The sequence below is a fragment of the Planctomycetota bacterium genome (genome assembly GCA_035574235.1).
GTDB lineage: Bacteria > Planctomycetota > MHYJ01 > MHYJ01 > JACPRB01 > DATLZA01.
In genome coordinates this window covers 17,378-30,271 of record DATLZA010000095.1, presented here as the reverse complement: position 1 = coordinate 30,271, position 12,894 = coordinate 17,378, and the positions used below count along the sequence as shown (strand labels likewise).

The window sequence follows — 12,894 nt, the reverse complement described above, 5'->3', positions numbered from 1 at the left end:
CGACGGAACCCCTCCGCGCGGTCGAACGGCCGGCCCCGGAGCCGCCCCGTCCGGACGCCGCGCGCGCTTACGAGGCCGGCCAGCGCCTCGGTCGCGCCGACCAGTTCTTCGAGGAATCCCGATGGGCGGAGGCGCGCGCCGAATACCTTCGGCTCCAGGAGGAGTTCGGGACGGTCCCGAAGGTCGCCGAGCGCCTGGGAGCGATCGCCGAGCGGATCCGCGTCTGCGAGCAGAAGCTGCGCGAGCGTTCCGACGCCCAGGCGCGCGCGCACGAGGAGGCCCGGGTGGCGCTGCGCGAAGAGCGCTGGAAGGACGCCCGGGGGATCCTGGAGCGCCTCGACCGCACCGGCCGGCCCGACCTGGAAGAAGATCTTCGGCGGTGCCGGAGGGAGCTCGAGGCGGAAGCGGCCGCCTCCGAGGTCCGCGCGGCCTTCGAGGCGGGCCGTTGGGGAGAGGCCGTCTCCAAGGCCGCCGCCTTCCTCCAGCGGCACCGCGATACCCGGACCGGCTTCCGGCAGGCGGAAGCGCTGTCCCGTCTCCGGGAAGAGGCCGCCCGGGAAGCGGAGACGGCGAGGCTCCTGCCCGAAGCGCGCGCGGCGGTGCAGGGGGCTCCCGTCACGGGATACTGGAAGGAGGCGGCGCACCGCCTGGGGGAGCTTGAGAAGTTCCGCGACACGCGGACGTATCGCCAGGCGGAGAAGGAAATCGCCGACCTGCGCACGCGGCTGGAACAGGCGCTCGCGCAGAAGGGCGAGGACCTGGCCAAGGAAGCGTGGGTGGAAACGCTCCAGAAGTGCGACGCCGCCCTCGTCGAGCGCCGGTTCGACGACGCCCTGGCGGCGTTGAACCAGTTCGCCCGCGCCCACGCGCGCACGCACTTCTGCGAGTCCAAGGCCGCCGAAATCCAGCAGCGCAAGAACGCCGTCGAGACGGCGCGACGCAAGGATCACGAGGACGAAGCCGCGCGGCTCTGGCAGGGCGTCCGCCGCGACATGCAGGCCCAGAATTTCGGAGGCGCCTACGAGGCGATCAACCGCCTGCTGACCGAATTCGCCGATACCCCCGCCGGGCGCTCCAACGAACGGACCCTGCGCCAGTACAAGACCCTTTGCGAGGAACGCGCCAAGGTGGCCCCGAACGTCGTCGCCGAGCTCGACTTCGAGGATTACCCCGGCCTCTGGAAGAGCCGGGGGGGCGCTTCGGCGACCAACGGCGAGGAACCGCACCAGGGCCGCCGCGCCGCCCGCCTCTCCCTTTCGCCCGAAGGGGGCGCGTACCATCCCCTGCCCCTCCTGGATGCCCGCGCGGACACGCTCACCTTCTTCGCCCGCAACCGTTCGAAAAACCAGACCGCGATTCTCTACATCCTGCTCATCGAAGACGGGGAAGGCGGCTACGGCACCTTCGCCAAACAGCTCATCCTGAGCGCGGAGTGGAAGCAGTACGTGGTGCGGCTGGCCGACTTGAAACCCTTCGGCTCCGAGGTCCGGAGCCCCGTGCGCCGGACCGTCGATCCGTCGCGCACGGGCCACCTTGGATTCGTGCGGGCGGACGACTCAACGGGAATGATCGACGTTCAGATCGACACGCTCCGGGTGCTAGGACCCCCGGGGCGCTGACGGCGGACCTCCGTCCGCCAGGGGATCGATCCAGCGGCGCTGAATTTCCGGAAGGTCCGCCTCCGTCACGCGGCGGTACCAGACGTTTTCCGGCATGACGCACACGTTGGGCCCCACGGCGCACAGTCCCAGGCACATCGCCCGGGAGACGCGCACGCGGCCCTGGAGGTTCCGGGACTTGGCGTACTCCTTGAGCTTCTTCTGCAGCTCCAGGGACCCGCGGTTGCCGCAGGCGTCTTCGCCCGGGCCCCGCTCGTTGCAGCAGACGAAGAGAATCCGCTCGTACGGCGGCCGGACCGGCGATTCCATGGCGCCATCTTAGCGACAGGCGGGCGGAACGGAAAATGAAAATTCGGGAGGGGGCGGTAGTTATTGACCCCCCGGGGGGCATCCGTATAATCAGGGGTCCCCATGCGCCCCCCTCTCGTCGCCGGAAACTGGAAAATGAACGGGCTTCTCCGGGAGGCCCGCGAGCTGGCGGCGGGGATCCGCAAGGCCCTCGAGGGCGCGCCCCCGGAACCCGAGGTCGTGCTCTGCCCTCCCTTCCCGGCCCTGGCCGCCGTCCGCGAAGCGCTCGAGGGAAGTCCCCTGCGGCTGGGGGCGCAGAACATGCACTGGGAATCCAAAGGCGCCTACACGGGCGAAGTCTCGCCCCCGATGCTCAAGGACGTGGGCTGCACCCACGTGATCCTGGGCCACAGCGAACGTCGCCACATCCTGGGCGAGACGCATGAAATGATCAACCGGAAGGTCAAGGCGGCCCTGGCGGCGGGGCTGACCCCCATCTTCTGCATCGGAGAGCTCCTCGAGGAGCGCACCATGGGGGTCACCTACGAGGTCGTGGAGCGCCAGATGTCCAAAGGCCTGGACGGCATCCCCGCGGAGGATCTCCCCCGCGTGGTCGTGGCCTACGAACCCGTGTGGGCGATCGGGACCGGCCGGACGGCCACGCCCCGGCAGGCCCAGGAGGTCCACCACTACGTCCGCAAGCTTCTGGCCCGGCGGGCCGGCGCCGAGGCGGCGGGCCGCGTCCGGATCCTCTACGGCGGCAGCGTCAAGCCCGACAATATCCGGGAGCTCATGGGCGAGGAAGACGTGGACGGCGCCCTCGTGGGCGGAGCGAGCCTGGAGGTCGCGTCGTTCGTGAAAATCGTGAGGTACAAGGAATGAGCGTTCTTCTGATCATCCTGTTCGTCCTGGTGTGCCTGCTGCTCATCTTCATGGTCGTGATCACGCCTTCGCAGGAAGGCGGAATCGCGGCGGCGTTCGGCGGACTCGGAAGCGACACGTTCTTCGGCACCAAGGCCCACCAGCACATCAACAAGTTCACCGTCTTCCTGGCGGTGGCGTTCCTCCTGCTGGCGGTGCTCATCAATCGTCACAACGTGGGCAAGTCCGGAACGGGTCCCAGCGAGCTCGAGAAGAAGATCCAGCAGCTTGCGCCCGAGGGCGGCGGCGCGCCTCCGGCGGTGCCGCTGCCTCCCGCGCCGAACAAGTAGCATGAACAGCATGACCGGCTTCGGGAGCGCTTCCCGCCGGGGCCGGGGGCTCGATCTGGAGGTCGAGATCCGCTCCGTGAACCACCGCTTCCTCTCGCTCAAGCAGAGCCTCCCCGAGGGATTCGGGAAGGCCGAAGCGGAGATCGAGCGCCTCGTCCGCGCGCGCATCGGCCGCGGAAGCGTCACGGTTTCGGTTTCCGTCAAGACCGCCTCCGGACCGGGCGCGCCGCTGCCGGACCTGGCCACCCTGCGCGCCACGGCCCGGCGGCTCCGGGAAATCGGCAAGGCCCTCGGGCTCAAAGGGGATCTCACCTTCTCCGACCTCCTGTCCATTCCGTCCCTCTGGTCGGAGTCGCGCACGAACGGTCCGGCGGCCGACCTGTGGCCCCAGGTTCAGCCGCTCGTCGCCCGGGCGGTGGACGCGCTGGCGGCGTCCCGCGCCCGCGAGGGCGCCAAGATCGCCCGGGACCTTCAGGCCCGCCTGGACGCCATCGAGGAGCGCCTGGACCGTATCCAGGAGCGCGCCCCCGAGGTCGTCGCCGCCTACGAACGAAAGCTCGAGGAACGCATCCGGGCGCTCCTGTCCCAGAAAGGGATGCACGAGGCGCGCGCGGACGTGATCAAGGAGGTCGCCCTCCACGCCGACCGGGTGGACATCAGCGAGGAAATCCAGCGGCTGCGCGCCCACATCGGGGAGTTCCGGAAGATCCTGGGCCTCAAAGGCCAGGTGGGACGCCGCCTGGACTTCCTCTGCCAGGAGATGGGGCGCGAAACCAACACGATCCTTTCGAAGGGCAACGACACGCGGATCTCGGCCCTCGGAGTCGAGATCAAAACGGAGATCGAAAAGATCAAGGAGCAGGTGGAGAACGTTGAATAGCCGGGGGCGCGGTTCCCTTCTGGTGCTCTCGGGGCCCTCCGGCGTCGGGAAGACCACGATCGCCCGGCGCCTGCGGGAGGTCCCGGGAATCGTCCGCGTCATGACCACGACGACCCGCGCCCGCCGGCCGCAGGAGGTGGACGGGCGGGATTACCGCTTCCTGACGCGGCCCGAGTTCGAGGCGGCGATCGCCCGCGGCGAGTTCCTGGAGTACGCGGAGATCGACGGGAACCTCTACGGCTCGCCGCGCGCGGCGATCGAACGCGAGCTCGAGGCGGGGCGGGTGGTCCTCGTGGACATCGACCCCCAGGGGGCCCGCAGCGTCCGGGCGTTGGGGCTGCCGGCCCTGTTCGTCTTCGTGGCGCCGCCCGACATGCAGGAGCTCCGGCGGCGGCTGGAGGGCCGGCGGAGCGAGTCGCCCGAAGAGGTCCGGCGGCGCCTGGCGCGCGCCGAACGGGAGATGAACGAACGGCACCTGTACGACCTCGTCGTCGTCAACGACCGCGTGGAGCGGGCGGTGGAGGAGATCCTCTCCGCCGTCCGGGCCCGCGGACTTTTGAATTGAAGGAGCGTGCGCGATGCTCACCAGCACCGAGATCGATCAGCTGTCGGAGAAGTTCGGCGGGCGCTACAAGCTCACCGTCCTGATCCAGAAGCGCCTCAAGGAGCTCGTCAAGGGCGCTCAGAAGCTCGTGGACCTCGAGGACCGGAACCTCATCAACGTGGTGCTCGAGGAAATCCGGCAGGGGAAGATCGGGCTGGAGGGCCATCCCCTGGAGGAAGCCCTCAAGGAAGAGGGCCGCAAGGCCTCCCGGAAGAAGGAGTGAACCCGTGAGCGCGGCGGCGATGGAATCGGCGGGCCCGCTGGCGGGCCGCGAGATCGTCGTGGCCGTCACCGGCTCCATCGCCGCCTACAAGGCCGCCGAGGTCGTCTCCCGGCTCGTCCAGAAGGGAGCGGGCGTCACCGTGGCCATGACCCGCGCGGCGACGCAGTTCATCGGCCCCCTCACCTTCCAGACGATCACCCGCCGGCGCGTCTGGGTGGACCCCTTCGACCTCGAAAGCGTGGTCGATCCCACCCACATTTCGCTCACCGACCGGGCCCATCTCGTCGTCGTCGCCCCGGCCACGGCCAACTTCCTGGCCAAGGCCGCCGCGGGCCTGGCCGATGACATGCCCACCTCCCTCCTCCTGGCGGTCGCCTGCCCGGTACTCGTGGCCCCCGCCATGAACGACCGCATGTGGAACCATCCCGCCGTCCGCGAAAACGTCGAAAAGCTCCGCCGCCGGGGACTGCGCTTCGTCGAACCCGAATCCGGCTTTCTCGCCTGCGGCACGTACGCCCAGGGACGCCTGGCCGAGCCCGCCCGGATCGTCGCCGAGGCCGAAAAGATCCTGGGGACATGAGGATCCTGGTCACCGCCGGCCCCACCCGCGAGCCCCTGGACGCCGTCCGGTTCCTCTCCAATCCGTCCAGCGGGAAGATGGGCTTCGCCTGCGCCCGGGCCGCGCGGCGCGCCGGCCATCGCGTGACGCTCGTGACCGGACCCGTGGCGCTTCCCGACCCGCCGGGCGTGCGGACCGTCCGGGTGACGACCGCTCTGGAGATGCGCCGGGCCGTCCTGGCCGAGTACCCCGGGGCCGACGCGGTCGTGATGACCGCGGCGGTGGGGGACTACCGGCCCGCGCGCCGGTACGCCGGCAAGCTCAAGAAGGACGCCCGCGTTCTGACCCTGCGGCTCGTCCGCACGCCGGACATCCTGCGGGCCCTCGGCCGGCGCAAGGGGCGGCGCATCCTGGTGGGCTTCGCGCTGGAGGTCCAGGACGCCGTCCACCAGGCGCTCCTGAAATACAAGCGAAAGAATCTCGACCTGGTCCTGCTCAATTCGCCGCGCACGTTCGCGGCCGACCGGATGAACGCCGTCGCCTATCGGGAGGGGCGCGTGGTCCGCCGCTTCCGCCGCGCCCGCAAGGAGGCCGTGGCCCGATGGATCGTCCGCGCCGTGGAGGCGCTGGCCGCCGGGCGGAGCATTTGACAGTCCGCGTCCGCGTCCCTACGCTGGAATCATGGCCACTCAATCCATCCTCCGCACGACGTCCCATCCGCGCGCCACGCCCAACCGGGAAGCCCCACCCCTGGCTTCCATGAAGTACGGCGTGGCCCTGGGCTGGCTGTTCCTTTTCGGGGAGAAGGATCGTGTCCCCTACACGATTCCCGAAAGCCCCGCCGCCAAGTCCTTCTTTTTTCGGGCCCCCCGGGAGACGGCGCAGGCCCGCCTGGCCGAGGCGATCCGCATCCTCAAAGGAGCGGGGGAATACCTCTGGTCGCGCTTCTCCGGCCTGGAGGAGCTGGCGGCGGAGCTGGAGCGCCGGACGGCCCCCTTCGTGGAGCTGGACCTCGAGGACGTTCTGGCCATGGGCGATCCGGGCGACGAATTCGAGCAGCAGGTGGTGGCCGCGCCGGGCAGGCTCGCCGAGCTCCTTCAGGCCGCCGCGCGCGGAGAGGAAGCCCGGTCCCTGGAGCTCGTCAACTCCCTGCGCGAAGTCAGCGGCATGGAGCTGACGGGGGACCCCGAGCGGGACGCCGAGGCCTGGAAGCGCGAACTGCGGTTCCTGCGGCTGGAGACGCCCGAGGAACTCTGCCGCTGGTGGGTCCGCGGCGCGATCGCCGCCGGGCGCCCGTAAGTTCGATCCCCCCCGATCCCTCTTCCGGAGGAACGCATGCCGCTTTCATTCGTGGCGATCCTGGCCGTCGTGCAGGGACTGACGGAGTTCCTGCCGGTCTCCTCCAAGACCCATCTTCTCTTCGCGCGGCATTTCCTGGGCCGGGGGCCGGACCTCTTCTTCGACATCACGCTGCACGTCGGATCGCTTCTGGCGATTCTGGTGTACTACCGCCGGCGGTGGGTGGAGCTTTTCCGGGAGCGGCGGCCGGAGCTGGGACGCCTGGCGCTCGGATCCCTCCCGGCCGTGGTCGCGGCGGTTCTTTTCAAGAGCCGGATCGAGGCGCTCTACGCGGACCTCCGGGTGGCGTCGGGCCTTCTCCTGGTGACGGGGTTCTTCCTGTGGGGGGCGGAGCGGCTCGGCCGGGAGCGGTTCACCCTGGCCGAGACGCCGTGGGGACGGGTGTTCTGGATCGGAGCGGCGCAGGCCTGCGCGCTTCTGCCGGGGATTTCGCGCTCGGGCTCCACGATCGGAGCGGGTTTCCTGGCCGGGCTTCGCCGGGAGGACGCGGTCCGGTTTTCGTTCTTCCTGGGGGCGGTGGCGATCGCGGGGGCGCTTGTCTTCAAGGGCCGGGACGCGCTGCGGGGTGAAGGGGAAATCCACGCCCTGCCGATATTGCTTGGGGTGGCGATCACGTTCGCCGTGAGCCTGCTCGCCATCCGGGCGGTGGAGATTCTGTCCATGAAGGGGCGGCTCTCCATCTTCGCCGCCTATTGCGCCGCGGCGGGGGCCGCGGGCCTGGTCCTGTTCGCGAGGGGGTAACGTGGGCACCAAGAAGACGAGCGAGGCGCTGGCGGCCCGGGTGCCGCTGCGGGAGAAGGCCAAGGAGCTGGGCGGCCTTTTCTTCTTCCTGGCGGCGATGTTCGTGTTCATCTCCCTGGCGTCCTACGACGCGGGGGACATCGCCGAGGTCAAGTATCCTCCCAACGCGCCGCTGCGCAACAAGGGCGGGGCGATCGGCGCCCGGGTGGCGCACGCGCTGCTTTCGAATCTGGGGCTGGCGGCCTACGTCCTGGTGTTCTTCGTGGGCTTCTGGTCCTTCCGGGTGTTCTTCCGCCGCAAGCTCGAGGGGATCTACGTGAAGCTCGTGGCGGTGGCGGTGTCGGTGTTCGCCGCGGCGACCTTCCTGTCGCTTCAGGGCGTGGCGGGCGCGGCGGCCTTCGGATTGGAAGGCGCGGCGCCGGGCCTGGGCGGCGCCTACGGGAAGGCGTTCGAGCTGGCGCTCGTGGCGCATCTGGGGACGGCGGGCGCGTGGCTGGCGGTGGCGCTGGCCCTGGCGGTGTCCCTGGTGCTGTCCACGGACTGGATGATCTACACGGCGGTGCTGCGGGCGGCGCGGGGCGCCCGGGCGCTGGCCGGACGGGTCTTTCACTATTATTCGGCCGAAGAGCGCTCCCGGCGCCACGCCGAGGCGCACCGGCAGGCAATGGAGCGCGCCAAGGCGGAGCTGGCCCGCCGCATGGCCGCCCCCGCGGCGCCCCCGCCTGCGCCTGCGCCCGCGCCCGTCCCGGCTCCGGCCCCGGCGACGCCCACGGTCAAGCTTACGGCGCAGGACCGGGCCGCTCACGCGGCGGCGGCCGCCGCTCCCGCGCCGGCCCGTCCGGCGGCCCTTCCCGCCCCCAAGGGGCCCAAGCCGGTCGAAGCGGACGCCCTCAAGGCCGTGGCCGCGCAGTATGACCCCAAGAAGGCGGGCTCCTACGAACAGCCCCCGATCGACCTCTTCGAATCCAAGGTCGAGCAGATCCACGGCATCAGCGAGAAGGAAATCAAGGACCGGATGCTGGTCCTGGAGGCGGCGCTGCGGGAGTACGGCATCGAAGGCCAGGTCGTCAACTACGAAATCGGACCGGCGGTGACGACCTACGAGGTGCAGCTCGCCCCGGGCCAGCAGATCCACGCCGTGACCGCCCGCCAGGAGGAGATCACGATGCGTCTGGCCACGCTGGCGGTGCGCATCGTGGCGCCGCTGCCGGGCAAGGGCACCGTGGGCATCGAGGTCCCCAACCCCTTCCCCAACACCGTGCGCATCCGCGAGTTCCTGGACCGCGGGTACGCGGATCTGCGGAAGATTCCGCTTCCGATGATCCTGGGCAAGACTAACGGGGGCGAGCCGATCGTGCGGAGCCTCACGGAGCTTCCGCACCTGCTCATCGGCGGCACGACGGGCAGCGGCAAGTCCGTGTGCCTGAAGTCGATCATCACGAGCCTGGTCGTCTCGATGTCCTGGGACGAAATGAAGCTCATCCTGATCGACCCCAAGCAGGTGGAGCTGACCACGTTCGCGGACATCCCGCACCTGTGGGCCCCGGTGGTGGTGGACTCGAAGAAGGCCGGGCTCGTGCTCGACTGGCTGGTCAAGGAGATGGACGAGCGGTACTCGATCCTGTCCCGGGTCGGGGCGACGTCGATCGACAAGTTCAACAAGATGGGCGGCAAGAAGATCCGGGAGCGGCTGGCGGAGGCCGGGGTGCCCGAGGCGGAGGCGGAGACGTTCCCGTCGCACATGCCCTACATCGTGGCGATCATCGACGAGCTGGCGGATCTGATGCTGACGGGCCGCAAGGAGGTGGAGTTCTCGATCGTGCGGCTGGCCCAGAAGGCGCGGGCGATCGGCATCCACCTGGTCGTGGCGACGCAGCGGCCCTCGACGGACGTCATCACGGGCCTGATCCGCTCGAACATGCCCTCGCGGATCGCCTTCCGGGTTCCCAGCCAGATCGAGAGCCGGATCATCCTGGACCGCAAGGGAGCCGAGCGCCTGCTCGGCAAGGGCGACATGCTCGTCAAAATGATCGACTCGTTCGAGCCCGTGCGCGGCCAGTGCACCTTCGTCTCGGACGACGAGATCCGGGGCCTGGTCAAGCACCTGCGTTCCCGCGGAAAGCCCGAGTACCATCAGGAGCTTCTGGAGATCAAGACCGCCGCCGACGCGGAAGGGACCTGCGAGGACGAGCTGTTCGAGGACGCGGTGCGCGTGGTGCTGACGGAAGGGCGGGGATCGACCTCGCTCATCCAGAGGCATTTCTCGATCGGCTACTCGCGGGCCGCGCGGCTCATCGACGCCATGACGAAGATGGGGATCCTGGGGCCGCACAACGGATCCAACGCCCGCGAGATCCTCATCACGCTGGAGCAGTGGGAGGCGCGCAAGAAGGGGGCGCCGGCGGCCTCCGCGTAGCCGCGCCCTTCCGCCCCCGCCCCGGCGGGGGTATACTTCCGGCGGATGGGAACCGCGCGTTCGCACCGGCAGCTCTCGGTGCTTCTGGCCCATCGGGACGCCGCGTGGGTGGATCAGGCGCGGCAGCGGCTGGAGGCGATCGGCTACAAAGTGACCGATTGCCTGGAGCCCGAGATGGTCGTGGACCTCCTGACGGGCCCCGCGGCGTTCGACCTGGCGTGCGTCTCGAGCGAGCTGGATCCCTCCGCGCAGGCGACGATCCTCAAGGCCCTGCGCAAGCGGGCCGGCGGGCCGCGGCTCCTTCTGCTTCTGGACGATCTCGACAGCGCGTCGATCAACTTCCGCGAAGGCGGCACGGTCCTCACCCACCGCGTCACGGCCGACGTTTCGGATTTCGTCCGGGCCGTCGTCGAGCAGCTCGGGCTTCCGCTGCGGCCGTCGACGTAGGCCCCCGCCGGCCCCGGCGCTTCGGGGTTGACAACCCATGTTTCATGTGTTATCAACCTCATGGCGCGCGAAGGCCCCCCGGCGGGGCCTGAGGAGGGAATATGACGGCGATGGACTCGGCCCTGGACCGGCGCCCCCCCACCCGCCGCGTCCGCCTGCGGAGGATCCTCATCATCGAGCCGGACGAAGCCTGGGGATCCGCGATGCGGCTTGCGCTCGAGGAGCGCGGTTATTATCTTAATCTCGTCCGCGACCCGGCCGAGGGGCGCCGGCGGACCCGGGAGCGCCGGTACGATCTCGTGATCGCCTCCGCCGGGTGGGGAGAAGCCGCTCTGCGGGCGATCCTGGAGGAGGCGGCCCGGGCCCCCGCGCCTCCGCCGGCCCTGATTCTGGCCGAGGAAGGCCAGCTTCGCGACCGGGAGGCTCTGGACACCGTTCCCTGCCTCTCGATCCTGCGGCGCCCCTGCGCGCTGCGGGACGTCGTCGAGGCCGCGCGCGTCCTGGCCGGCGACCCCTGGGAGGAGGACCGGCGGCGGGCGTAGCGCCGGAGATGCGGACATGGGAGTCTCGACGACCTTCGACAGCAAGGGCATGGAACAAAAGCCGCCTGCGGCCGAGCCGCGCGTCAAGTCCGTCCTCATCGCGGACGCGGACTACCGCGAAGGCGCCATGATCCGCAATTCCCTGGAGGCCTGCGGATACGAGGTGAGCGCCTGGACGCGGGCCGAAGACGCCCGCGAGCGGCTCCGCCACCGTCCCTACGACATCGTCGTCACCTCGACGAACCTCCAGAAGTCGATGGACGACCTTCTGGCGGACCTGCGGCCGATGAAGATCCCCCCCAAGCTCATCCTGATCGCCGACGAAGACGAAGGAGACGCCGCCGCCCGCTGCTTCCTGCGCACGGTGGTCGTGGTCAACCGGCCCTTCAAGGTCGGCGAGATCGCCGACATCGTGGAACATCTCATCGGGCCGGCCTGAGGCCGCGCGCCGCCCGGTCGAGCTCGAGATCGAACGCCCGGATCCGCGCGTCCCGGAGGTCGGGGTCGTCCTCGTAGACCACGGGTTTTCCCAGGATCGCCGCCAGGAAGAGCCACGCGTAATCGCACACTCGGTCGCCGCGGAGGGCGTTCCGCCGGTCGGCCGAGCCCGCTCCCCGCACCGGGGCGCGGCGGCGATCCGCCAGAAGCCGCCGGAGATGAGGCGCCGCCGCCCCGCCCAGGGCGATCAATTCCTGGCCGTAGATTCCCGGAAGAATCCCGTCCGGGGCGGGAGCGCCCCAGCGGGCGAAGTTCGTTTCCCGCTCGAGCGCGGAGACGTAGAGGATTGCCCGCGCCTCGGCGCCGAAAGACTCCCCCGGCGGCGCCAGACGGTCCAGGACCCGAAGCGCCATGAGGGACGCCGGGACGTTGGCCTCGGCCACCCGGCGCAGCTCCGGCGCGTGGCGCGGCGTCAGGCGCGCGAACTCCCGGGTCCGCTCCACGGCGCCCCAATGAGTGTAGAAGCCGCGCTCGAGAGCCTCGAGCGTCTCGAGGGTCTCGCGTCTCAACCGCGCAGGGTCCAGGAGTTCGGCCGGCGGCGGGCCCGGGGCCGGCCGGGCGCAGCCGGCCAGAAGCGCCGCCGCGAGCGCCGCGCCTCCCCGGAGAGCTTTGCCCACCCCCGCAGGATACCACCGCTCCGTGCGGCGGGACAACGCCTTTCCCGGACACGCCGAGGGCGGCCCCCATGGTAGAATGAGGGCGGACACCGGTGCTCGACCGGGGGAGCGCATGAATCCGATCCTGGCCGTTCTTCTCGTCGCCGGACTTCAGGAGCCGGACGGCGGACCCATCACGGTGACGCACTCCGATCCTCCGCTTCAGGTCACGCTGCCGCGCGGGTACCGGCCGGGCAAGGACCGGGTGTACCTCTCGCTCTGGGAACGCCCGGCCGGACCGGCGGACTGGGAACGGGTGTGGTTCGCGATCATCCCCGGAGACCGGATGCTGGACCCGGACGAGCCGATCCTTCCCAAGACGCTCGCGAAGATGGCCCTCCTGCCGCCGGACGCGGAGGCGCGCGCCCGGAAGGAATCGTGGAGCGAGTTCTCCGTGGACGGCGCGGAGGTCCGGTTCGTCCGCGAAGGGATGCCCTGCTTCGGAATCGCCGTGGCCCTGCCTCTGCAGCCCAAAAGCGCGATCCTTCTCGTCTTCGCTCCCGAGCCGCTGGAGAAGGAAGCGCGGCTGGACCTCAAGGCCGCCGTTCTTTCCGCCCGCGGCCCGGCCTCCTGGAAGACCGCCGAGGAGCGCCGGCAGGCCGCGCGGGGCGAATATGCCGCGTACGCGGGGGCGGGCCTGGCCGCGCTCTACTTCCTGGCCTGGCTGGCGTTCTTCCGCGGGCAGCCGATGCGGGCGCACGTGATACGGACGCTCGCCCTCGGGGTGATCGGGGTCGTCTTTTTTCTTCCGGCGGTCTTCGGCCACGCCTGGGGGCTTTGGGGCGTCATCGCGGCGGTCTTTTTCATCTCGCTCGTCATCCGCCGGGTCAAACTGGCGATCGAGGGATAAT

At 70.1% G+C, this 12,894-nt stretch carries 17 protein-coding genes; 15 read left to right on the top strand and 2 right to left on the bottom strand.

Annotated features, from left to right (window positions below):
• Positions 1-1,619: hypothetical protein (locus tag VNO22_08125; GenBank protein HXG61325.1), on the top strand; the 1,619-nt coding region annotated here is incomplete at its 5' end.
• Here the strand turns inward: VNO22_08125 and VNO22_08120 are convergent.
• The gene (locus tag VNO22_08120) at positions 1,599-1,928 is read right to left on the bottom strand and encodes a (2Fe-2S) ferredoxin domain-containing protein (protein HXG61324.1); all 330 of its coding nucleotides are present in this window, start codon (positions 1,926-1,928) and stop codon (positions 1,599-1,601) included. The genes VNO22_08125 and VNO22_08120 overlap by 21 nt on opposite strands.
• A gap of 102 nt (positions 1,929-2,030) precedes the next feature.
• On the opposite strand from VNO22_08120, the gene tpiA reads away from it, so the two are divergent.
• The 13 genes from tpiA to VNO22_08055 all read left to right on the top strand — a co-directional run bounded on the left by tpiA (position 2,031) and on the right by VNO22_08055 (position 11,328).
• Complete coding sequence (gene tpiA / locus VNO22_08115; GenBank protein HXG61323.1) at positions 2,031-2,789, top strand: triose-phosphate isomerase; 759 nt, start codon at positions 2,031-2,033, stop codon at positions 2,787-2,789.
• Positions 2,786-3,118 (top strand): preprotein translocase subunit SecG, encoded by a 333-nt coding sequence (secG, locus tag VNO22_08110; GenBank protein HXG61322.1) that lies wholly within the window; start codon positions 2,786-2,788, stop codon positions 3,116-3,118. Before tpiA ends, secG begins: the two co-directional genes overlap by 4 nt.
• Position 3,119: 1 nt before the next feature.
• Entirely contained in the window at positions 3,120-3,998 is an 879-nt protein-coding gene (locus VNO22_08105; GenBank protein ID HXG61321.1) for a YicC/YloC family endoribonuclease, read from the top strand.
• Positions 3,991-4,563, top strand: coding sequence for a guanylate kinase (gmk, locus tag VNO22_08100; GenBank protein ID HXG61320.1), 573 nt, complete (start codon positions 3,991-3,993; stop codon positions 4,561-4,563). The genes VNO22_08105 and gmk overlap by 8 nt, the downstream gene beginning before the upstream one ends.
• Positions 4,564-4,576: 13 nt before the next feature.
• Positions 4,577-4,825, top strand: coding sequence for a DNA-directed RNA polymerase subunit omega (locus tag VNO22_08095; protein ID HXG61319.1), 249 nt, complete (start codon positions 4,577-4,579; stop codon positions 4,823-4,825).
• Positions 4,826-4,829: 4 nt separating this feature from the next.
• Positions 4,830-5,405 carry a flavoprotein gene (locus VNO22_08090; protein HXG61318.1) on the top strand — a complete coding sequence of 192 codons (576 nt, stop codon included), beginning with the start codon at positions 4,830-4,832 and terminating at the stop codon, positions 5,403-5,405.
• Positions 5,402-6,034, top strand: a complete 633-nt coding sequence (locus VNO22_08085; protein ID HXG61317.1) for a phosphopantothenoylcysteine decarboxylase — start codon at positions 5,402-5,404, stop codon at positions 6,032-6,034. The genes VNO22_08090 and VNO22_08085 overlap by 4 nt, the downstream gene beginning before the upstream one ends.
• A gap of 31 nt (positions 6,035-6,065) precedes the next feature.
• Complete coding sequence (locus VNO22_08080) at positions 6,066-6,683, top strand: hypothetical protein (GenBank protein HXG61316.1); 618 nt, start codon at positions 6,066-6,068, stop codon at positions 6,681-6,683.
• Positions 6,684-6,719: 36 nt separating this feature from the next.
• The gene (locus VNO22_08075; GenBank protein ID HXG61315.1) at positions 6,720-7,484 is read left to right on the top strand and encodes an undecaprenyl-diphosphate phosphatase; all 765 of its coding nucleotides are present in this window, start codon (positions 6,720-6,722) and stop codon (positions 7,482-7,484) included.
• Between the two features lies 1 nt (position 7,485).
• Positions 7,486-9,900 (top strand): DNA translocase FtsK 4TM domain-containing protein, encoded by a 2,415-nt coding sequence (locus tag VNO22_08070; GenBank protein HXG61314.1) that lies wholly within the window; start codon positions 7,486-7,488, stop codon positions 9,898-9,900.
• Between the two features lie 45 nt (positions 9,901-9,945).
• Positions 9,946-10,347: a hypothetical protein gene (locus VNO22_08065; GenBank protein HXG61313.1), complete on the top strand. Its 402-nt coding sequence runs from the start codon at positions 9,946-9,948 to the stop codon at positions 10,345-10,347.
• A gap of 101 nt (positions 10,348-10,448) precedes the next feature.
• Positions 10,449-10,889, top strand: coding sequence for a hypothetical protein (locus VNO22_08060; protein ID HXG61312.1), 441 nt, complete (start codon positions 10,449-10,451; stop codon positions 10,887-10,889).
• A gap of 16 nt (positions 10,890-10,905) precedes the next feature.
• On the top strand, positions 10,906-11,328 hold the full coding sequence (locus tag VNO22_08055; GenBank protein HXG61311.1) for a hypothetical protein: 423 nt from the start codon (positions 10,906-10,908) through the stop codon (positions 11,326-11,328).
• Here VNO22_08055 and VNO22_08050 read toward each other — a convergent pair.
• Complete coding sequence (locus VNO22_08050) at positions 11,312-12,004, bottom strand: hypothetical protein (GenBank protein HXG61310.1); 693 nt, start codon at positions 12,002-12,004, stop codon at positions 11,312-11,314. The two genes, VNO22_08055 and VNO22_08050, sit on opposite strands and share 17 nt — an antisense overlap.
• Before the next feature lie 112 nt (positions 12,005-12,116).
• Between VNO22_08050 and VNO22_08045 the strand changes: the two genes are divergently transcribed.
• Entirely contained in the window at positions 12,117-12,893 is a 777-nt protein-coding gene (locus tag VNO22_08045; protein HXG61309.1) for a hypothetical protein, read from the top strand.
• The last annotated feature ends 1 nt before the right edge of the window (position 12,894 follow it).